Raw genomic sequence first — 19,165 nt, 5'->3', positions numbered from 1 at the left:
TTCGTTATTTCATCCCGTGTAACGAGATTTATAAAGGAAATACCTCGACGTAATGTATTTTTCGTTTACTTCTTTGATAGCCAGTATATAAAATGCTTAGGAACAATGTTTTGTATCCTAAGCATTTTATTGTTTTATTTAGCATCATAGAGTTAATATTAGTGCGCTATGACTTCATTTATTAATTTCTATCAAATTAAAAAACCTAGGACGTCACTATCTATCCTAGGTTAATAAATAATTATATAGGGATGTATTAGAATACTTGTTCTACTTCTATTACACCTGGAACTTCTTCATGAAGTGCACGCTCGATGCCAGCTTTTAAGGTAATTGTAGAACTAGGACATGTTCCGCAAGCGCCATGTAATTGTAGCTTAACAATACCATCTTCAACATCTACAAGCGTACAATCGCCACCATCTCGTAATAAGAATGGACGCAAACGTTCTATAACTTCTGCTACTTGATCAAACATTGTTGGATTCTCAGTAGGCATGTGACATGTCTCCTTTCAGAGCAATTATTTCATAATCATTATTATTACATTATAATAGATAAAGTAGTAAAAATCTATAAAACAAGATAGGGGATTTTAATGACTAAAATTAGTGTTGTCGTATATGGAGCAGAAGTCGTTTGTGCGAGTTGTGTAAATGCACCTACATCTATAGATACTTATCAATGGCTTCAAGCATTACTTTTAAGAAAGTTTCCTCAACATCATTTTGAATTTACATATATTGACATACGAAATGATACTGAAAATTTAACTGATCATGATATGCAATTTATAGAAAGAATTAATGAAGATGAATTGTTTTACCCATTAGTTACGATGAATGATGAATATGTAGCAGATGGTTACATACAATATAAACAAATAACCCGTTTTATTAAATCATATTTTACTATGTAAGATTAAAAGAGGGGGGCAATATTCATACTAACGATGTGCCTCAATTGACAGTGTCTGTGTTATTTTTTAGTGAAAATCTTCATTTTTAGGCTATATCTTTTATTGAGAAGAAGGACATTTCAATGCTGTCATATTAATTAAGAACCTAGGGAAATGTAAATGCCCTAGGTTCTTTATTTATTAACCATTATGATATTTATAGCGCCACAGAACACCTGATTTTAGAATAGAGGCTAATCGTCCGGTAACTGTTCGATCCATGATATAAGCAAAACCTTGTTTGTCACCTAAAGAGCCTAAAAAGCCCTGTACTTTAATTTCAGGCATTTTATCTGGAAGTGGTTCGTTATTCCATTGCTTCTTCAAAACCTCAGCAATCTGTTCGCCTTGTAGTTCTGCTAGTTGAGCACTGGGGGCATGTGGTAAATTAGCACAGTCACCTACGACATAGACATTTCTATAGGTTGGGACTTGATGGTACTGATTAATAATCACACGTCCAGAGGTACTCATATCAATAGGAAGATTACGCACAATTTCAACAGGTTGTATGCCTGCTGTCCAAACGACTAAATCAATATTTTCTGGTTTACCATTATTATAAATTTTTCCGGGTTCTACTCTGTCGATGACTGAATTAGGCACTACAGTAACATTGTGTTTAGAAAACCAATTAGATATGTATTTACTCAGTTTCTCAGGAAAATTCCTTAAAATTCGAGGCCCTCTATCATATAATAAAATTTCCAAGTCTGATCGACTTTCACGTAGTTCGCTCGCTAATTCAATGCCACTTAAACCTGCCCCAACGATACCTACACGTGCCCCTTTAGGTAACTCGCTAATTCTATGGTATGTTTCACGCGATTTAGATAATGTTTGAATGCTATGTGTATATGCTTCAGCACCAGGGACATTATGATATTTATCCTCACACCCTAGACCAATGATAAGTTCGTCGTAATCTATTTTTGAATTTCCAACTGTTATCATTTGTTCGTCTAAATCTATATCACTGATTTCCCCATAAACCGTATTAATTTGACTGCTATCTGGAAATTGGATTCGCACCTCTTTGTCAGATTTAGTTCCTGCTGCAAGTGCATAAAATTCAGGTTTTAAACCGTGGAATGGCATGCGGTCGATTAAAGTTAAGTGATATCCCTCAGGAATTGAATGAGGTAAAATGCGCGACATAATTCGCATATTACCATAGCCCCCGCCTAGTAATACTAAGTTTTTCATTGATTAATACCCCTTTGTTATAATTGTTTTATTGAAACCCTTTTCAAAAATCACTAGAATACTCTAAATGAAGATGATTCCTAGTCCCTGATAGTTATAATACTTGTATGCATGACTATTATATCTATTTTTCAAAATGACTACAAACAAATGTAGAATGCAATTTAATTATTATGAAATTTAAAAAGATAAACAAAATTAAAATCGTCATACCGACTGATAGTCAGGACATTGAATACTTTGTTATAATGTTTAAACTAATAAAGATAAGAAGGTGACTTATGTTTCCGTTAGTGGAGTTCTGTATTTCAAATATGGCCAAAGGTAGTGATGTTGTATTTGAAAAATTAGAAAATGATCCTAACATAGATGTCCTTGAATACGGTTGTCTACAAAATTGTGGTCTATGCGCAAGTAGCTTGTATGCCCTTGTAGATGGTGATATTGTTGAAGGTAACACACCAGACGATTTATTAAAAAACATATATCAACATATCGAAGATAATGATATAACGAATTTGTTATAGAGATTAAAAAATTATGGGAGGTTTTTTATATGCCAACAGTCATTTTAACTGAAGCGGCAGCATTTGAAGTTAGAGACATGTTAAAAAATAACGACATGTCTGATGGTTATTTAAAAATTAAAGTAAATGGTGGAGGATGCACAGGATTAACTTATGGTATGTCAGCCGAAGCAGAACCTGGTGAAAATGATGAAATTCTCGAATACTATGGTTTGAAAGTTCTAGTAGACCGAAATGATGCTCCTGTATTAAATGGAACAACAATTGATTTTAAACAGTCACTTATGGGTGGAGGATTTCAAATAAACAATCCTAATGCTATTGCCTCATGTGGTTGTGGAAGTTCATTTAAAACAGCTAAAGTCGCTGGAAATCCAGAGCAATGTTAATTTCATATTGCCATCCGAAATTAAATTAAACTTTTCACAAACTATCCCTATTGTAGCTTGAAAATATAGGGTAAAAGCTATAGAATTAAAATTAGATTAAAAGTGTCTTTTATGTGAACAACTGAAGAGCAAAACCCAAAAAAGACTTGAAAATTTTAAATGTTGACTAAGACTATAAAGAAAGAGACAATTTGGCTTGTCATATGTTTATAGCCTTTATCTACATTGTTGGTTGGTTAAAATATTATGAAAGCTTAGGTGAATTAGAGATGGCTCAAGATCGTAAGAAAGTGCTCGTATTAGGTGCAGGTTATGCTGGTTTACAAACTGTAACTAAATTACAAAAAGAACTTTCTGCTGATGCAGCGGAAATTACTTTAATTAATAAGAATGAATATCATTATGAATCAACTTGGTTGCATGAAGCTTCTGCCGGTACGATTAATTATGAAGATTTATTGTATCCTGTTGAGAAAACTGTCAACAAAAATAAAGTGAATTTTGTTGTTGCTGAGGTAACAAAAATTGATCGTAATGCTAAACGTGTAGAAACTGATAAGGGTGTTTATGACTTTGATATCTTAGTTGTTGCACTAGGTTTTGTTAGCGAAACATTTGGTATTGATGGTATGAAAGAACATGCTTTCCAAATTGAGAACGTTTTAACTTCTCGTAAGTTGTCTCGTCACATTGAAGATAAGTTCGCAAATTATGCTGCTTCTAAAGAAAAAGATGATAAAGATTTATCTATTTTAGTTGGGGGAGCTGGATTTACAGGAATTGAATTTCTAGGTGAATTAACTGATAGAATTCCTGAATTATGCAGTAAATATGGTGTTGATCAAAGTAAAGTGAAGTTAACATGTGTTGAAGCAGCACCTAAAATGTTACCGATGTTCTCAGACGACTTAGTTAGTTATGCAGTAAAATATTTAGAAGACCGTGGAGTAGAATTCAAAATTGCAACACCTATTGTCGCTTGTAATGAAAAAGGTTTCGTTGTTGAAGTCAATGGAGAAAAACAACAATTAGAAGCCGGAACTTCTGTATGGACTGCTGGAGTGCGTGGAAGTCATTTAATGGAAGAATCATTTGAAGGTGTTAAACGTGGACGTATTATCAATAAACAAGATTTAACAATTGAAGGTCATAATGACATCTTTGTTATAGGAGATTGTTCAGCGTTTATTCCAGCTGGTGAAGAGCGTCCATTACCAACAACAGCTCAAATTGCTATGCAACAAGGTGAGCATACTGCTAGCAACATTAAACGTTTATTAAATGGTGAATCAACACAAGATTTCCAATATGTTAACCGTGGAACTGTATGTTCATTAGGTGCTAATGATGGTGTTGGAATTGTATATGGTAGAGATATCGCTGGTAAAAAAGCAGCATTCTTGAAGAAAGTTATTGATACTCGTGCGATTTACAAACTTGGTGGCATAGGATTAGCCTTTAAAAAAGGAAAATTTTAATCAAGTAATAGATATAAAAAAACAATAAAAAGGTACGAGACATAATTTGTTGTCTCCCTTAGCAAAGATGACTAGAGTTAAAATATGTAAACAACTCAAATTAATTTTGTCATCGATTGTTTATATTTTAATAATACCTGGGACAAAATGATTGTCCCAGGTTATTTTTTATCAGAAAAATATGATGAAGAAGAATTTCACACTTAATTAAACAAAAGTGGTTTTTATTTAGAGTTAGAGTAAAAAGTGGTTTTGTTTAATATTGGGGTGTTCATAACTTATAATTATTGTTATACAGAATGAGGAACGGAGGATCTATATGCAATTTTTTATTAATCAAGATACGCCAACATCAATTGAAACGATTGTGGTGGGTGTGCCAGATCACCTCAACCAATTAGGTGAGATAAAATATCATAAGACGTTAATTAAAGAACGATTAGAAACATTAAAACAATATCATGTCATCAATAGCTCAATCGGCAAAATATCATCAACGCTTATCTACATTGATGAAAAGCCTAAAAGATTATTAACTGTAGGACTAGGAAACTTAAAAATCTTATCATATCAACGTTTATTAAAAGTTTGGGGTCAGTTGTTTCAATATTTAAAAGACGTTCATGTCACGGATTGTGAATTATTGTTAGATACTTTCAAATCTAAACATGGTAACATTGTTGAAATTTGTCAAACTTTAGGTTTACAAAGTGCACAATCTATCTTTGAATTTGACCATTATAAATCGGATAAAAAGCCTCCATATCAAGGTAGAGTCTATATACAAACGACAGAGCATAATATAGAAACGAAGATTAACGAAGGCCAACAATTGGGTGAATCTATAAATTATGCTCGTGAACTAAGTCAAATGCCTCCGAATATTTTAACACCCCAATATTTTGCCGAAGAAATAAAAAAACATTTCGAAGGGAGTTCCGTTAGTGTAGATATCAAAGATCACCGACAAATTATAGATGAAGGATTTGGATTAATACATGCAGTAGGTAAAGGTTCTAATCATGGTCCGAGATTAATTACGGTATCATACTATGGTGCAGAAGCTGATGAACCACCTATTTCATTAGTGGGTAAGGGTATTACATATGATTCCGGTGGATATAGTATTAAGTCTAAGATAGGTATGCAAACTATGAAATATGATATGTGCGGTGCGGCCAATGTTATTGGTATGATTGATGTGATCTCTAAGCAAAACCTACCTGTAAATATTGTAGGAATAATCGCTTCAGCTGAAAATATGATTGGTGAATCTTCCATGAAACCAGATGATGTATTTACTGCGCTTAATGGGGAAACAGTAGAAATGTTGAATAGTGATGCTGAAGGTAGAATGGTTTTAGGTGACGCAGTATTCTATGCAACACAATTTAAACCACAACTAATTCTTGATTTTGCTACATTAACGGGTGCAGCGATTGTAGCTTTAGGTGATGACAAGGCGGCTGCTTTCCAATCTCATGCTGAAAATGAACTTAAAAACTTATTAACAGTTGCACGTCATGTAGACGAAAAAGTATTCGAATTACCTATTACAGAGACTGAAAGACATTTAATTAAACAATCAGATGTAGCAGATTTAGTCAATCATACGAACGGTCAAGGAAAAGCATTGTTTGCAGCAGCATTTATTTCGCATTTTAGTGGTGACATCCCACACATTCACTTTGATATCGCGGGCCCTGCAACAACTAAAAGTGCTACATATAAAGGGCCAAAGGGTCCGACAGGTTACATGATACCTACAGTTGTAGAGTGGTTACAACAAAAATATAAATAAAGTTATACAGACTCAACTTATTACATTTTTAAGTGTTATATTTCAGTTATTGAAAATAAGCAACTAAATATAACTAAATGTATATAATAGTTGAGTCTTTTTTAACATTGACATTAAATATATGTCTTGCTAGTATGTATTTTATAAATACTTTAGTTCGATAGAGTGATAAAGGGTGGGGCAGAATGATAAATGCTGTTGTAATCGCAGTCATATTAATGATTATACTATGTTTATGTCGATTAAATGTGGTCATTAGCTTATTTATTAGTGCACTTGTCGGTGGATTAATATCAGGTATGAATTTAGAAAAAGTAATTAATGTTTTTGGAAAAAATATAGTAGATGGCGCAGAAGTCGCATTAAGTTATGCGTTACTTGGTGGTTTTGCTGCCTTGATTTCCTATAGTGGTATAACTGATTATCTAGTCGGTAAAATTATTGCAAGTATTCATGCTGAGAATAGTAGACTTTCCCGAGTTAAGGTTAAAATAATTATTATCATTGCATTGTTAGCAATGAGTATCATGAGTCAAAACTTAATTCCTGTACATATTGCCTTTATTCCAATTGTAATACCTCCACTTGTGAGTTTGTTTAACGATTTAAGAATTGATCGCAGACTTATTGCATTAGTAATAGGATTTGGTTTGTGTTTTCCATACGTGCTATTACCTTATGGTTTCGGTCAAATTTTCCATCAAATCATTCAAAGTGGTTTTCAAAAAGCAAACCATCCAATTGAGATGAATATGATATGGAAATCAATGTTAATACCTTCAATGGGATATGTTGTGGGTCTCATACTTGGATTTATTGTTTATAGAAAGCCACGCGTTTATGAACAACGTAATGTAAATGATCGAGAAAAAATTACTGAACTCAAACCTTATGTGCTAATTGTTACTGTCATTGCCATACTAGCTACGTTTTTAGTACAGACATTTACAGATTCTATGATTTTTGGTGCGTTAGCTGGGGTACTTATTTTCTTTGTTTCAAGAGCATATCGTTGGTATGAACTCGATGAACAGTTTGTAGATGGAGTCAAATTAATGGCTTATATTGGTGTAGTGATACTAACAGCTAACGGGTTTGCTGGCGTGATGAATGCAACAGGTGATATAGATAGCTTGGTCAAGAGTTTAACAGGATTAACTGGAGATCATAAATTGATTAGTATTATCGTCATGTACCTCATTGGACTTATTGTAACATTAGGTATTGGTTCCTCTTTTGCGACTATACCTATTATCGCTTCATTATTTATTCCTTTTGGAGCATCAATTGGTTTAGACACAATGGCTCTCATTGCTTTAATTGGTACAGCAAGTGCTTTAGGTGATTCAGGTTCTCCAGCAAGTGATTCTACTCTTGGACCGACAGCCGGTTTGAATATTGATGGACAACATGATCATATTCGTGATACATGCATCCCGAATTTCTTGTTTTATAATGTTCCCCTTATGATTTTTGGTACGATAGCAGCTATGGTACTATAACTACTGAAATGAGGTGTGAACTATGACCAATCTTTTAGAAACATTTGAAATGAAGATTGAACAAAAAGAAGATGGTAAAGTAGTAGTGTCTATGCCTGTGACAGATAAAGTAAAGCAACCCTTTGGCTATTTACATGGTGGTGCAAGTTTAGCTTTAGGTGAAACAGCATGTTCGATAGGTGCTGCTCATTTGATTGATACGCAGCAATTCATTCCACTAGGTTTAGAAATGAATGCAAATCATATTCGCTCAACTCGACAAGGACATGTGAGAGCATTTGCTTCTTTAATACATCAAGGAAAAACAACACAAGTTTGGAATATTGATATCAAAGATGACCATGACCAATTAATCAGTGTCATGCGTGGGACGATTGCTATTAAACCTATTCAATAATGTAACAGAACACCCCGATAAGATTGTGTAGAATTCACAATCTTATCGGGGTGTTTGTTTAAGAGATTTTCTTATTTAAACGTTTATATGCTTTACTTATGCGTTCAGCGCTTTCTTTACCGCCCATTATATTTCTTGCAAAAGGACCTAGTTCTAAATCTGCGAGTCCACCAGCTACGAATAATTGATTTAACCATTCTAGTTCGTTTGACAAAGAAGGATAACCTGATTGATTAAGTGGTGCTTGTTCGTTTTGAATAAGATTTTTTATGAGTGGTTGTGTTAACAATTGATTATAAAATCCAGTAGCTAACAAAATATGCTTATATTCAAAATATTTTCCAGCGGAGATAATATAGGATTCAGTTACATCATCAATTTGACTCGTATGTATGACGAGTCGACCACTTTGCACATATTTCTTTAACCTTAAAAATAATTCCATAGGCATTGAACCACTATGACGTTCGTCTTCAATTAACTTCATTCTTGCATCTGATGAGGATATAGATGCAAGATAGTTCAATTTCTTAGGTCCTAACCAACCAGGGTCAGCATCAAAATTATGTATCTCAATATCTTTATTCATCCATAAATGAACAAGTTGGTGATTGTGTTCATTTAATAATTTTAAAGTGAGGTGGGCAGCAGATATACCTGAACCAACAACATGTTGAGTATCTTTATCTAAAGAGGCATGATAATTATCAGCGAATATGTGTTTTACATTCGCTTTATTTCTGAAAATTTCAGGTATGAATGGCGTTTGCGTATAGCCATTTGCTATCACAACACAATCGGTAATCATTTTATCGCCAGTTGATAGTTTTATACACCATTTACCTCTTGATTTATTAATAGCTTCGACTTTACCTTGTATATGACAATCATTAAGTTTAAATTGATGTATCAAATCATGAACATGATGCATAAACATATCTCTTTGAGGACGTTTATACGGGCCGTAATAAGCTGAAGTATACTGATGATATCTAGCATATTGTTTGAGATGAAAAGGTTTAGGATGAATATGATGAACGAAAGGCGATCTTAAGTATGGCATACTAATACGTTGTGTATAAATATTAAATCGCTCACATAATGAGGAGTAAGGATCTATGATAGTAAGCGCCTCATTTTTTAGTCCTTCATTTTTTTATTTAAGTGCAATGGTGGTTCCTTGTAAGCCACCACCAATAATTGTCCAGTGCATTGAATCGCCCCTCTGCTTTTAAAACGTAATTATTACGATTTAAATAATACCACAATTTGCAAAGAGTTACAAAGTGTCATTTTTATTTAAAGAGGAGCAAAACAATTTTAATGTTAAATTTGATGTAACGGGAAGGAAAATTAAGAAATTTAAGGCATATTAAGGTTTCAACTCAGTAGTAGGTTACAATAAAATAAAATACCTGGAACATTAGTTCATGTCCCAGGTATTAATCATATTATCGATTTTAAAAAATTATTAAATTATTGAATTTAATTTTGGTATAAAACTCTTAAAGTATGAATTATAGTTTTGTATGCTTCATATCCTCTTTAATTTCATCAATTTTAGTATCTTTGGTATATGGTGTTTTAATGTTGTAGGCAGCTTTCATGATTAAATGACTTGAAAGAGGGCCAGTAATAAATACGAAAATAATTCCGATAATTAATTGCATATTTACATATCCTTCAGTGCCAATAAAGTATAAAAATGCTCCAAATAGTAAAAACATCGCACCCAACGTGGCTGCTTTACCAGCTGCATGTGCTCTTGAGTAAACATCCCTTAATCGAATGAGACCCGTTGCAGCAAAGGCACTAATCAAAGCTCCAAGAACAACAAATATGATAGAGACACTAGTGACGATCGTTGCTATCATGCTTGATCACCTTACCTTCATCCATAAATTTAGAAAAGACTGCAGTTCCTAGAAAAGCAAGAATACCGACCATTAAAATAACGACGAGCATGTATTTAATATTCAGTAAAATACTAAATAGCGCTATCACGGCCATTAACTGTAAACCAATTGCATCAAGTGCGACGACACGGTCTGCTAGAGAGGGTCCTAAAATAACACGTATTAACATTGCTAACATTGATAAGACAACAATAATTAAGGCTGTAATAATAAATATTTTAAAAGGCATTATTTCTCGCCTACCTTTCTAACGACCTTCTCTAATGAAGATTTGATATTTTGAATCTCTTCTTCCTTTGTACTGAAATCAATTGAGTGGATATAAATCTTTTTACGGTCATCACTAATACCTAAAACGACTGTGCCAGGTGTTAACGTAATCAAGTTGGAAAGTAAAACAAGTTGCCAGTCACGTTCTAATTCCGTCTCGTACACAAAGAATCCGGGTTTATTCTCAATTCGTGGTTTGAGAATAATTTTTAGTACACCAAAGTTTGCTTTTATTAACTCAGTTAAAAATGTAATGATAAGCATTATAATTCTATATATTCTCACTAAATAAAACTGACCAGGCAAGACACGGTGCAGGAGATAAACTAGAAACAAACCTAGTATAAAACCTAATACAAAGTTATTTAAGGTATAGCTATTTGTTACAAGTAACCATATGACAGAAACAAGTAAATTAATTACAAACTGTATAGCCAAACTATTTACCTCCTAACACACTATGAATATATTGACTTGGATCGACAAACGTTTCAGCGCCATCTTTGATGATTGGGAATAACGTGTCTGCAGATAATCCAAAGATTACAGTAATAACTGTAGATGCAACAGCGATAGTTGTTAGATATTTAACATTTACCTTTTTAGATAAAGTATATCCTTCAACTTCACCGAAAAATCCTTTTAAGAAAATACGTATGACTGAATATAACACGATTAAACTTGATAAAAGTACAATGATACCACTTAGATAAAATCCTTTTTCAAAGGTCGCTCGAACAATATAGAATTTACCGTAGAAACCACTAAAAGGTGGTATACCCGCTAAGCTTAGCGCTGCAATAAAGAATGTCCAACCTAGAATAGGATACCCTTTTATCAAGCCACCAAAATGACGTAAGTCAGTCGTTTTAGTGATTTTGTACATGACGCCAATGAGTAAGAACAATGAAGCTTTAACTAACATATCATGTAGTGTGTAATATATTGCACCAGTCATGCCTGATTCGTTCATCATAGCAATACCAACTAATATGACACCTACTGCAATCATAATATTGTAAAGGATGATTTTCTTCGTATCATAGTAAGCTATCGCACCTATACATCCAAAAATAATTGTAAGTAATGCTAAGAAAAGGATGACATAATGAGAAAAGCTTACTGTATTATTAAAGAATAAACTTAGAGTTCTCGCAATTGCGTATACACCCACTTTAGTCAATAGTGCACCAAAGAACGTGATGATCGCTACTGGAGGGGCATAATAAGCACCAGGTAGCCATACGTACATAGGAAAAACGCCTGCTTTAGTGGCAAAGACAAAGATAAATAAAATAAAAACAATATTGACTAAGCCACTGTCATGTACAGAAAGTTGTGACAATCTTTCACTAATATGAGCGAGATTTAAAGTTCCTACAACTGAATATAAAACTGCAACACCCATGACAAAGAAAGACGATGAAACAACATTGACTAAAATATACTTAATTGTTTCTTGTAATTGTATTTTAGTAGTACCAATAACGAGTAAACAATATGAAGACATTAAAAAGACTTCAAAGAACACAAACAAGTTGAAAATATCTCCTGTTGTAAATGAGCCAATAATACCAATCAACATAAACATGATAGAGAAATAATAATAATGACGTTCTCTATCTAAACCGATAGAACGATATGAGTATAAAATGACTAATATGGTAATAATAATACTTGTGATGATGAGTAGAGCGCTAAAAATATCGACTACAAATACAATGCTGTATGGGGCTTTCCAAGAGCCCAGTTCAACCTTGATTGGTCCATCTCGTAGCACATTCTTTAAGTTAATCAATGCAATGACCAATGTTAGCAATGTACCGACAAGTGCAACATATCTTTTTATTATTGGGCGCTTTCCAATAAATATGAGTAAAATTGCAGTTAGGATAGGTATGACTAAAGTTAAAACAAGCAAGTTACTCTCTATCATCTTCTGGCGCTCCTTTCATTAGCTCAACGTTATCAGTGCCTAGTTCTTTATATGTTCTAAATGCAAGAACTAAAAAGAAAGCTGTTGTAGCAAAGGCGATAACGATAGCTGTTAAAATCAATGCTTGGGGGATAGGGTCAACATAGCTTGATGTTCCTTTTTCAAATATTGGAACAGTTCCGTGCTTTAAACCTCCCATAGTAATTAAAAATAAATTTGCAGCATGAGTTAGTAGTGTAGTCCCCATAATGATACGTATCAAACTTTTAGACAAAACGAGATAGACACTTATAGATGTGAGAATACCACTAACAAAGATCATGATAATTTCCACTATTCGTTCTCTCCAATCGAAATAATTATAGTCATAATAGTTCCTACAACTGCACATAAAACACCGAAATCAAAAAACATCGCTGTCGTCATGTGCATAGGTTCAAGTAAAGGCAAAGGGATGTCAAAAGTGACATGTGTAAAAAAGTTTTTAGACATGAACCAACTTGTTAATGGTGTACCCACGCAAAATAATAAACCAATACCAATTAAGATTTTAAAATCTAAAGGAAAAATCTTTCGCATCGTTTTTACATCATATGCAATTGTAATAACTAATAATGCACTAGCGAAAAGCAAACCACCAACGAAACCGCCACCAGGTGTATAATGTCCAGCTAAAAATAATGAAAAGCCAAACACAATGACCATGAAGAAAATAATCACGGCAGCGTATTGAAAGATAAGGTTATTTTGTTGTCTATTCATGGTCATTCACCTCACTTGATTGATTTTTCTGTTTTAATCGTAATTTAATCATTGTATATACGCCTAAACCTGCAATACCTAGTACAGATGACTCGAATAAAGTATCCATACCACGGAAATCTACGAGGATGACATTTACCATATTTTTACCATGTGCTAAATCAAAAACATGTTCTTGATAGAATTTAGTAATAGAGTCAAAGTGTCTATTACCATAGCCAATTAATCCTAAAATAATCACTGATAATCCCACTCCAATTGAAATCACAGCATTTGTCAGTTTAAAGGTTGGTTTTTCATTGTAGCGATTTAAATTAGGTAGGTGATAAAAGCATAGTAAGAATAATGCTGTAGAAATAGATTCCACTACAAATTGTGTTAATGCTAAGTCGGGCGCTTTAAAGAAAATAAATAATACTGATATAGCGTAACCCACAGCGCTTAACATGATAATGCTAAACAAACGTGATTTTGCAAATATAATGAAAGTTGAAGCAATCAGTAAAAACAATACTGTTGCACCTTCAAATACGCGTAAATGACTCACGTTTTTAAAGTCAATACTGAAGGGTACACTGATGACTGTAACAAAAGTTAAAGCAATGAGAATACCTAAGATAATCACCAAATTATTTCTAGAAAAACCTGTAACATAACTATTTGTTATATTTTCGGAATATCCTGGAATACGTTGGCCTGAAGTGTCATACCAATGATTCAACGTTAACTGATATGGATGTGCTTGTAATAAACGAACCCAATAACTAAATGAAATTAATAATAAAATACCAATAATATAAATACCTATTGTTGATAGGAATGCTGGAGTTATACCATGGAATAAATGGAACTCAGCAGTTATATTTGATGTTTGACTAACTGCTACAGATGCCGGCTCTATAATAGATTGCGTTAATATACTTGGGAATAAACCGAATACTATAACTAGTGATGTTAAAATGATAGGTGAAATAAGCATTAAAATTGAAGATTCATGCGCTTGTTTTGGCAGAGCTTCAGGTTTATAAGAACCAAAGAATATATGCAATATAAATTTAATTGAATATACAAATGTGAAAATACTACCAATAATGGCAATGATTGGTAAAAGAATACCTAAAGTATTTAAACTCATTAAATTTAAATGTGTAACATTAATCATTGACTCTAAGAATTTCTCTTTTGATAAAAAGCCGTTAAAAGGCGGCACACCAGCCATACTTAATGTTGTAATAACTGTAAGCGTGAATGAGATAGGCATGATTGTAAGTAAACCGCCCAACTTTTTAACATCACGTGTACCAGTTGAATGATCAATACCACCTGTAATCATAAATAGTGCACCTTTAAACGTGGCATGATTAATTAAATGAAATATGGCAGCAACAAATCCAGCAACATAAAGTTGACTATTAGCGCCTTGATAATGATAACTTACAGCACCAATACCAAGCATAGACATAATCATCCCTAGTTGAGACACAGTTGAGAAAGCTAAAATACCTTTTAAGTCATGTTGTTTTGTTGCATTGAGTGATGCCCAAAATAGGGTGATTAAACCAACAAGTGTAATTGTCCATACCCAACCTTCGGATATTGCAAAAATAGGTGTGATTCTTGCGATTAGATATAGTCCTGCTTTTACCATCGTTGCAGAATGAAGGTATGCACTCACTGGCGTAGGCGCCTCCATAGCATCTGGTAACCAAATATAAAAAGGCACTTGTGCAGATTTTGTAAATGCACCAATCATAAAAAGTATCATTACTAAGATAAAGAAAGGACTATTTTGAATGTCACTTGCTTTTGAAATCATAGCCTGAATACTAAAAGTATCAGTAGCTAGGGAAAGTAAAATGATACCACCTAGCATGCTCAAGCCACCTAATACGGTAATGATTAAAGATTTTTGAGCACCATAAATTGAAGCTTTTTTCTCTCTCCAGAAAGAGATTAATAAAAAGCTAGAGAAAGAAGTTAACTCCCAAAATAAATATAAAATAATAAAATTATCAGAGAGTACAACTCCTAACATTGCACCCATAAATAGTAATAAATAACAGTAAAAATTCCCGAGTTGTTCTGATTTGCTTAAATATCCGATAGAATATAAAACCACTAGACTTCCTATTCCAGTGATAAGCAAACTGAATAATAATCCGAGACCATCCACATATAAATTAAAATTCATTCCAATATGTGGCATCCAATTTAAGTTTTTCATTACGTTATTACCTGACATCGTCATTGAAATCAATGATATGAAATATATAAATAAGACAATAGGAACAGGTAATACAAACCATCCTAAATGTATACGTTTAACGAACCGGTATAGGAATGGAATAATGAGTGCAAATATTAACGGTAATAGTACCGCAATATGTAACAAACTCACTATGTTTTCCTCCTTTAAAATTTATTTACGACACATATTATACATCATTGCGCTTCTTCTGAAAAACCATGTAACTGCTTGAAACTCTTGATTTAAAGACTCTTTTAAATAAGAAGAAACACGTCAAAATTTGTTCGAAAATTTTAACTATATGAATAATTATTTCGCTCTATTACTAAAAATTTAATATGGATTAGTCGAAGTGTCTTTTATATTGAATAGCGTAATCTTCTTTTAAACGATTTAAATTATTTAAAGACAATCGAGAATACTCTGTCTTCTCTTTTTTTAGTTGATTCTCAAGATGTGTAATAGCATGTTGAAGTGAGTCTTCATAAGGCATGGCCTCGACATTAAACTCACGAAGTTGAGAAGGTGTAGCGTAACGTTTCTCAAAATGGCTTAAAGCTTTACGTTCATGAAAAAAGACGCCTTCTGTTTCATTGGGATGGTGTAAATCACCTTGTTTGGGATGTTTAATTACTTGTTCAATTTGTACGAGTATTTGATTTCCAGTTTCCTCTTTGACACTTACACCATAAACACCAGTCTTGTGAGAAAATCGATATAACATCCTATATTACTTCCTTTCATATATGTTAATATATGTTTATATCATAACACGAATGGAGAATTGAAATGACGAACTATCCTCAGTTAAATAAAGAGATTCAAGATAACGAAATTAAAGTAGTTATGCATACAAATAAAGGTGACATGACATTTAAATTATTTCCCGACATTGCTCCAAAGACAGTTGAAAACTTTGTGACACATTCAAAAAATGGATACTACGATGGTGTAACGTTCCACCGTGTTATCAATGATTTTATGGTACAAGGCGGGGACCCAACTGCAACTGGTATGGGCGGAGAAAGTATTTATGGTAGTGCTTTTGAAGATGAATTTTCTCTAGAAGCTTTTAACCTTTACGGTGCATTATCAATGGCTAATGCAGGTCCTAATACAAATGGATCTCAATTCTTTATTGTCCAAATGAAGGAAGTGCCTGAAAATATGTTAAGTCAATTAGCAGATGGTGGATGGCCTCAACCTATTGTAGAAGCATATGGTGAAAAAGGTGGTACGCCTTGGTTAGATCAAAAACATACAGTATTTGGTCAACTTATTGAGGGTGAATCAACTTTAGAAGATATTGCAAATACTAAAGTTGGTGCTCAAGACAAACCTGTTTATGATGTAGTCATTGAATCGATAGATGTAGAAGAATAATTTAATCTTTAATTGCAACTATAAGTTTTGTTGTATTGTATAAAGTATATGAAGTCAGTATTTATTTTCAGAGATAAAATCAAATCAACAATTTATAACCTGAGGCAAATTTTGTCTCAGGTATTTTAATATAATGATAATTTTAATCCAATAGTTTATAGATTCATTTGCAAAACAATACAATAAGGAACCAGTTTTTAAAATTTAATGAATTTTATTATGGTTATAGTTAGTCGAGATATTTGATTTATGCTATGATATGAGTGTTAAGAAAATCGAAATAAGGGGTTATCAAGTTGAATCATCACTACAAAGTAGGTCAACATATCAAGGTACGTGTGACTGGTATTCAACCGTATGGCGCATTTGTTGAGACCCCTGACCATACTGAAGGGCTTATCCATATCTCAGAAATTATGGATGATTATGTCCATAATTTAAAGAAATTTCTATCTGAAGGACAGGTTGTTAAAGCAAAAATATTATCAATTGATGATGAAGGTAAATTAAATTTGTCCTTAAAAGATAATGATTACTTTAAAAATTATGAGCGTAAAAAAGAAAAACAGTCTGTCTTAGATGAAATTAGAGAAACAGAAAAGTATGGGTTTCAAACACTTAAAGAACGCTTACCGGTCTGGATCAAACAGTCAAAACGTGCAATTCACAATGACTAAACGACTGTCAATTCGTGCCAACATGTGATGTTGTGATATATGCAATCAATCACATGATAACGACAATCTTTAAACAACAATGTGTTGTTAGGATTGTCTTTTTTTATTAATTAAAGTTAATAATTATTTTGGATAAACAATGATCTCAATAAGGGAAAATAAAAAATTTTAGATAGTTATTATTTATTTGTTGAATGTAATTAACTATGCTTAGCATTTTTATAATTGGAGAATAAATAATTTGTAAGCAAATAATTAGAATAGTATGTAACTAGCATGCTATAGTCATAACATCATTAAACAAGGAGAGTATTAAAAATATGAATAATAAATATGAACCTTTATTTAAATCTTTAACACTACCTAATGGTGTTGAAGTAAGAAATCGTTTTGTTTTAGCTCCTCTTACACATACTTCATCAAATGATGATGGAACAATTTCAGATATAGAATTACCTTACATTGAGAAACGTTCTAAAGATGTTGGGATTGCAATTAATGCAGCAAGTAATGTTAATGATGTAGGCAAAGCATTTCCTGGTCAACCTTCTGTTGCACATGACTCAGATATCGAAGGGTTAAAAGAACTTGCTCAAGTTATGAAGAAAAATGGTGCGAAAGCAATAGTCCAAATTCATCATGGAGGTGCTCAAGCTTTACCAGAGTTAACACCTGATGGAGATGTTGTTGCACCAAGTGCCATTTCTCTTAAAAGTTTTGGTCAGCAAAAAGAACATGATGCTCGTGAGATGACTGCTGAAGAAATTGAACAAACTATTAGAGACTTTGGTGAAGCAACTAGAAGAGCAATTGAAGCAGGTTTTGATGGCGTTGAAATTCATGGCGCAAACCATTATCTTATTCACCAATTTGTTTCTCCTTACTATAATAGAAGAAATGATGTTTGGGCTGATAACTATAAATTCCCTGTTGCTGTTATAGATGAAGTTGTTAAAGCTAAAAAAGCTCATGCATATGATGATTTTATTATTGGTTACAGATTGTCACCTGAAGAAGCGGAATCACCAGGTATTTCAATGGAGATAACTGAAGAATTAATTCACCAAATCGCAAATAAACCACTTGATTATATTCATGTGTCATTAATGGATGTTAACTCAGTTACGCGAGAAGGTAAATATAAAGGTGAAAATCGCTTGGAACTTATTCATCAATGGATAAATGGACGTATGCCGCTTATTGGTATAGGTTCTGTCTTTACAGCTGAAGATGCACTAAATGCTGTTGAAAACATTGGAGTTGAATTTGTTGCGTTAGGTCGTGAAATTCTACTTGATTATGATTTTGTTGCTAAAATTAAAGAAGGTCGAGAAGACGAAATTATAAATGCTTTTGATCCTAATCGTGAAGACCAACATTATCTAACACCAAATCTTTGGGAACAGTTTAATCAAGGATTCTATCCATTACCTCGAAAAGACAAATAATTGAATGGTATATCTAAATGTATCTATTCGAGGCTGGGACATAATTCCTAGCAAAATAGTCAGTAAATGAGTTTTCATAAATTCATTTACTGGCTTCTTTATTTACAATACTTCGTATTGTTGGCTCGCTTTCTTAGGGGACAGCTTCAGCTTGTCCTGCTCCCTCAAGAGTCTCGCCAAAATACTTTGTGTTTATATGTAATTTCACAATGAAATACTTAAAAAAATAAGGTCTTTCGTATAATTTAATAAATACCAATAAACAAA

Annotated in this window: 20 protein-coding genes and 1 pseudogene; 10 read left to right on the top strand and 11 right to left on the bottom strand. The window is 33.0% G+C overall.

From position 1 onward, the window contains the following. Positions 1-256: 256 nt before the first annotated feature. Entirely contained in the window at positions 257-499 is a 243-nt protein-coding gene (locus HMPREF2576_RS00500; RefSeq protein ID WP_001831958.1) for a NifU family protein, read from the bottom strand. Between the two features lie 99 nt (positions 500-598). Between HMPREF2576_RS00500 and HMPREF2576_RS00495 the strand changes: the two genes are divergently transcribed. Then, positions 599-919 (top strand): YuzD family protein, encoded by a 321-nt coding sequence (locus tag HMPREF2576_RS00495; RefSeq protein ID WP_001831951.1) that lies wholly within the window; start codon positions 599-601, stop codon positions 917-919. Positions 920-1,099: 180 nt separating this feature from the next. Here HMPREF2576_RS00495 and HMPREF2576_RS00490 read toward each other — a convergent pair whose 3' ends face one another. After that, entirely contained in the window at positions 1,100-2,164 is a 1,065-nt protein-coding gene (locus tag HMPREF2576_RS00490) for an NAD(P)/FAD-dependent oxidoreductase (protein WP_001832001.1), read from the bottom strand. Between the two features lie 281 nt (positions 2,165-2,445). Here HMPREF2576_RS00490 and HMPREF2576_RS00485 point away from each other — a divergent pair, with 281 nt between their 5' ends. From HMPREF2576_RS00485 to HMPREF2576_RS00460, 6 genes are all read left to right on the top strand, one after another. Continuing rightward, complete coding sequence (locus HMPREF2576_RS00485; RefSeq protein WP_001831896.1) at positions 2,446-2,691, top strand: YuzB family protein; 246 nt, start codon at positions 2,446-2,448, stop codon at positions 2,689-2,691. Positions 2,692-2,720: 29 nt separating this feature from the next. After that, positions 2,721-3,080 (top strand): HesB/IscA family protein, encoded by a 360-nt coding sequence (locus HMPREF2576_RS00480; protein ID WP_001832002.1) that lies wholly within the window; start codon positions 2,721-2,723, stop codon positions 3,078-3,080. Positions 3,081-3,349: 269 nt separating this feature from the next. Further along, positions 3,350-4,558 (top strand): NAD(P)/FAD-dependent oxidoreductase, encoded by a 1,209-nt coding sequence (locus HMPREF2576_RS00475; protein WP_001831966.1) that lies wholly within the window; start codon positions 3,350-3,352, stop codon positions 4,556-4,558. Positions 4,559-4,877: 319 nt separating this feature from the next. Further along, positions 4,878-6,359, top strand: coding sequence for a M17 family metallopeptidase (locus tag HMPREF2576_RS00470; protein WP_002439046.1), 1,482 nt, complete (start codon positions 4,878-4,880; stop codon positions 6,357-6,359). 185 nt (positions 6,360-6,544) lie between these two features. Beyond that, a complete protein-coding gene (locus HMPREF2576_RS00465; protein ID WP_001831915.1) occupies positions 6,545-7,861 on the top strand; it encodes a Na+/H+ antiporter family protein in 1,317 nt (438 codons plus the stop codon). Between the two features lie 22 nt (positions 7,862-7,883). Then, positions 7,884-8,258: a hotdog fold thioesterase gene (locus HMPREF2576_RS00460; RefSeq protein ID WP_001831899.1), complete on the top strand. Its 375-nt coding sequence runs from the start codon at positions 7,884-7,886 to the stop codon at positions 8,256-8,258. A gap of 58 nt (positions 8,259-8,316) precedes the next feature. Here HMPREF2576_RS00460 and HMPREF2576_RS00455 read toward each other — a convergent pair. The 9 genes and pseudogenes from HMPREF2576_RS00455 to HMPREF2576_RS00415 form a co-directional block, all read right to left on the bottom strand. Next, positions 8,317-9,471: pseudogene (locus tag HMPREF2576_RS00455) on the bottom strand (NAD(P)-binding domain-containing protein). 304 nt (positions 9,472-9,775) lie between these two features. Then, a complete protein-coding gene (mnhG1, locus tag HMPREF2576_RS00450; protein ID WP_001831900.1) occupies positions 9,776-10,132 on the bottom strand; it encodes a Na+/H+ antiporter Mnh1 subunit G in 357 nt (118 codons plus the stop codon). Continuing rightward, on the bottom strand, positions 10,110-10,403 hold the full coding sequence (gene mnhF1, locus HMPREF2576_RS00445; RefSeq protein WP_001831940.1) for a Na+/H+ antiporter Mnh1 subunit F: 294 nt from the start codon (positions 10,401-10,403) through the stop codon (positions 10,110-10,112). Before mnhF1 ends, mnhG1 begins: the two co-directional genes overlap by 23 nt. After that, positions 10,403-10,882 carry a Na+/H+ antiporter subunit E gene (locus HMPREF2576_RS00440; protein ID WP_001831972.1) on the bottom strand — a complete coding sequence of 160 codons (480 nt, stop codon included), beginning with the start codon at positions 10,880-10,882 and terminating at the stop codon, positions 10,403-10,405. Before HMPREF2576_RS00440 ends, mnhF1 begins: the two co-directional genes overlap by 1 nt. 1 nt (position 10,883) lies before the next feature. After that, positions 10,884-12,380 carry a Na+/H+ antiporter Mnh1 subunit D gene (gene mnhD1, locus HMPREF2576_RS00435; RefSeq protein ID WP_001831894.1) on the bottom strand — a complete coding sequence of 499 codons (1,497 nt, stop codon included), beginning with the start codon at positions 12,378-12,380 and terminating at the stop codon, positions 10,884-10,886. After that, positions 12,367-12,714, bottom strand: coding sequence for a Na+/H+ antiporter Mnh1 subunit C (gene mnhC1 / locus HMPREF2576_RS00430; protein WP_001831949.1), 348 nt, complete (start codon positions 12,712-12,714; stop codon positions 12,367-12,369). The genes mnhD1 and mnhC1 overlap by 14 nt, the downstream gene beginning before the upstream one ends. Continuing rightward, positions 12,714-13,142 carry a Na+/H+ antiporter Mnh1 subunit B gene (gene mnhB1, locus HMPREF2576_RS00425; RefSeq protein WP_001831999.1) on the bottom strand — a complete coding sequence of 143 codons (429 nt, stop codon included), beginning with the start codon at positions 13,140-13,142 and terminating at the stop codon, positions 12,714-12,716. Before mnhB1 ends, mnhC1 begins: the two co-directional genes overlap by 1 nt. Next, entirely contained in the window at positions 13,135-15,540 is a 2,406-nt protein-coding gene (locus HMPREF2576_RS00420; protein WP_001832516.1) for a Na+/H+ antiporter subunit A, read from the bottom strand. Before HMPREF2576_RS00420 ends, mnhB1 begins: the two co-directional genes overlap by 8 nt. Before the next feature lie 193 nt (positions 15,541-15,733). After that, positions 15,734-16,114, bottom strand: coding sequence for a kinase-associated lipoprotein B (locus HMPREF2576_RS00415; protein WP_001831990.1), 381 nt, complete (start codon positions 16,112-16,114; stop codon positions 15,734-15,736). 65 nt (positions 16,115-16,179) lie between these two features. Between HMPREF2576_RS00415 and HMPREF2576_RS00410 the strand changes: the two genes are divergently transcribed. From HMPREF2576_RS00410 to HMPREF2576_RS00400, 3 genes are all read left to right on the top strand, one after another. Then, positions 16,180-16,773 (top strand): peptidylprolyl isomerase, encoded by a 594-nt coding sequence (locus tag HMPREF2576_RS00410; RefSeq protein WP_001831922.1) that lies wholly within the window; start codon positions 16,180-16,182, stop codon positions 16,771-16,773. Between the two features lie 296 nt (positions 16,774-17,069). After that, positions 17,070-17,450 carry a S1 domain-containing post-transcriptional regulator Ygs gene (ygs, locus tag HMPREF2576_RS00405; RefSeq protein ID WP_001831918.1) on the top strand — a complete coding sequence of 127 codons (381 nt, stop codon included), beginning with the start codon at positions 17,070-17,072 and terminating at the stop codon, positions 17,448-17,450. Positions 17,451-17,770: 320 nt separating this feature from the next. Next, complete coding sequence (locus HMPREF2576_RS00400) at positions 17,771-18,898, top strand: NADH-dependent flavin oxidoreductase (RefSeq protein ID WP_002484546.1); 1,128 nt, start codon at positions 17,771-17,773, stop codon at positions 18,896-18,898. Positions 18,899-19,165: the final 267 nt, after the last annotated feature.

Source organism: Staphylococcus sp. HMSC063F05, assembly GCF_001837075.1.
GTDB classification, from domain to species: Bacteria; Bacillota; Bacilli; order Staphylococcales; family Staphylococcaceae; genus Staphylococcus; species Staphylococcus epidermidis.
The sequence above is the reverse complement of the archived record's forward strand: the minus strand, read 5'-3'. Positions and strand labels throughout refer to the sequence as shown.

Bases quoted from the DNA above. Each gene is read 5' to 3' on its own strand.
- HMPREF2576_RS00500 (WP_001831958.1), bottom strand. From the start codon at position 499: ATGCCTACTGAGAATCCAACAATGTTTGATCAAGTAGCAGAAGTTATA.
- HMPREF2576_RS00495 (WP_001831951.1), top strand. From the start codon at position 599: ATGACTAAAATTAGTGTTGTCGTATATGGAGCAGAAGTCGTTTGTGCG.
- HMPREF2576_RS00490 (WP_001832001.1), bottom strand. From the start codon at position 2,164: ATGAAAAACTTAGTATTACTAGGCGGGGGCTATGGTAATATGCGAATT.
- HMPREF2576_RS00485 (WP_001831896.1), top strand. From the start codon at position 2,446: ATGTTTCCGTTAGTGGAGTTCTGTATTTCAAATATGGCCAAAGGTAGT.
- HMPREF2576_RS00480 (WP_001832002.1), top strand. From the start codon at position 2,721: ATGCCAACAGTCATTTTAACTGAAGCGGCAGCATTTGAAGTTAGAGAC.
- HMPREF2576_RS00475 (WP_001831966.1), top strand. From the start codon at position 3,350: ATGGCTCAAGATCGTAAGAAAGTGCTCGTATTAGGTGCAGGTTATGCT.
- HMPREF2576_RS00470 (WP_002439046.1), top strand. From the start codon at position 4,878: ATGCAATTTTTTATTAATCAAGATACGCCAACATCAATTGAAACGATT.
- HMPREF2576_RS00465 (WP_001831915.1), top strand. From the start codon at position 6,545: ATGATAAATGCTGTTGTAATCGCAGTCATATTAATGATTATACTATGT.
- HMPREF2576_RS00460 (WP_001831899.1), top strand. From the start codon at position 7,884: ATGACCAATCTTTTAGAAACATTTGAAATGAAGATTGAACAAAAAGAA.
- mnhG1 (WP_001831900.1), bottom strand. From the start codon at position 10,132: ATGATAGCAACGATCGTCACTAGTGTCTCTATCATATTTGTTGTTCTT.
- mnhF1 (WP_001831940.1), bottom strand. From the start codon at position 10,403: ATGCCTTTTAAAATATTTATTATTACAGCCTTAATTATTGTTGTCTTA.
- mnhD1 (WP_001831894.1), bottom strand. From the start codon at position 12,380: ATGATAGAGAGTAACTTGCTTGTTTTAACTTTAGTCATACCTATCCTA.
- mnhB1 (WP_001831999.1), bottom strand. From the start codon at position 13,142: ATGAATAGACAACAAAATAACCTTATCTTTCAATACGCTGCCGTGATT.
- HMPREF2576_RS00415 (WP_001831990.1), bottom strand. From the start codon at position 16,114: ATGTTATATCGATTTTCTCACAAGACTGGTGTTTATGGTGTAAGTGTC.
- HMPREF2576_RS00410 (WP_001831922.1), top strand. From the start codon at position 16,180: ATGACGAACTATCCTCAGTTAAATAAAGAGATTCAAGATAACGAAATT.
- HMPREF2576_RS00400 (WP_002484546.1), top strand. From the start codon at position 17,771: ATGAATAATAAATATGAACCTTTATTTAAATCTTTAACACTACCTAAT.